Source organism: Paenirhodobacter ferrireducens (assembly GCF_004022265.1).
Lineage (GTDB): Bacteria > Pseudomonadota > Alphaproteobacteria > Rhodobacterales > Rhodobacteraceae > Rhodobacter > Rhodobacter ferrireducens.
Genome location: NZ_SAVB01000050.1, coordinates 1 through 1,470 on the forward strand (window position 1 = coordinate 1; position 1,470 = coordinate 1,470).

1 protein-coding gene is annotated in these 1,470 nt (G+C 69.5%); it reads right to left on the reverse strand.

What is annotated here, in order from left to right; translation table 11 throughout:
- Positions 1-75: 75 nt before the first annotated feature.
- Positions 76-1,461, reverse strand: coding sequence for an ethanolamine ammonia-lyase subunit EutB (locus EOW65_RS19775; protein ID WP_128152387.1), 1,386 nt, complete (start codon positions 1,459-1,461; stop codon positions 76-78).
- Positions 1,462-1,470 lie beyond the last annotated feature (9 nt).

The following is a 1,470-nucleotide window of genomic DNA, read 5'->3' on the forward strand; positions in this document are numbered from 1 at the left end:
GCACCCGCGCCGGCGTCAGCCGCGAAAGCGCCGCGAAAGCCGCAACCTTGTGCCCCCTGTCCACCCCATCCCCCGTCATGCCGTCAACCCCAGACGCCGCGCCATCCCCGCCGGATCGGGCAGCGCCCGCGTCGTCCCCGCCCCGCGCGCCAACCCGAACCGGTCAAGCCAGGCCTCGAACTCGGGCGCCGCCTTGCGCCCACTCAGCTCGCGCAGATAGGCGATGTCGTCGAAGGCAAGGCTCTGATAGCCAAGCATCACGTCATCCGCCCCCGGCACGGTGATCAGGAAGTTCACCCCCGCGTCGACCAGCAGCGTGGCGAGCGTATCCATGTCGTCCTGATCGGCCTCGACATGGTTCGTGTAGCACACATCCACCCCCATCGGCAGGCCAAGCAGCTTGCCGCAGAAATGGTCCTCGAGCCCGGCACGGAGGATCTGCTTGCCATCATAGAGGTATTCCGGGCCGATGAAGCCCACGACCGTGTTCACCAGCAGCGGCGGGAAGGCCCGTGCCACGGCATAGGCCCGCGCCTCGAGCGTCTGCTGATCGACGCCGTGATGGGCGCCCGCCGACAGCGCCGCGCCCTGCCCGGTCTCGAAATACATCACGTTCTGCCCGATCGTGCCGCGCCCGGCGGCAAGCCCCGCCTCCTGCGCCTCGCGCAGGATCGACAGGCTCACGCCGAAGCCCGCGTTCGCCGCCTCGGTGCCGGCGACCGATTGGAAGATCAGATCGACCGGCGCCCCCGCCTCAAGCAGCTGCACCGAATTCGTGACATGGGTCAGCACGCAATTCTGGGTGGGGATCTCGAGGCTTTGCCGCAGTTCGTCGAGCGCCACCAGCAGCGCGTGGCAATTGCCGAGGTTGTCGGAGGCCGGGTTGATGCCGATCACCGCATCGCCCGCGCCATGCAGCAGCCCGTCGAGGATCGACACCGCGATCCCCTTCGGGTCGTCGGCCGGATGGTTCGGCTGCAACCGGGTCGACAGCGTGCCGCGCGCGCCCAGCGTGTTGCGAAACGCCGTCACCACCTCGCATTTGCGCGCGACGCGGATCAGGTCCTGATTGCGCATCAGCTTCGACACCGCCGCGACCATCTCGGGGGTGAAGCCCGGCGCGGCGGCGCGCAGGGTCCCGGCCGTCGCCGCGGGCGAGAGCAGCCAGTCGCGCAGCTCGCCCACCGTCATCGAGCGGAACGGGGCAAAGGCCGCCGCGTCATGCGTGTCGAGGATCAGCCGCGTGACCTCGTCGACCTCATAGGGCACCAGCGCCTCGGTCAGGAAGGTCGCGAGCGGCAGATCCATCAGCACCCGCCGCGCCGCCACCCGCTCGAGCGCACTGCTCGCCGCAATCCCAGCCAGCGCATCGCCAGACCGATCCGGCGTCGCCGCCGCCATCACCGCCGCCAGCGTCGCAAAGCCAAACCGCTCTCCCCGTGCAACCGACTGATATCCCATCACCGCCTC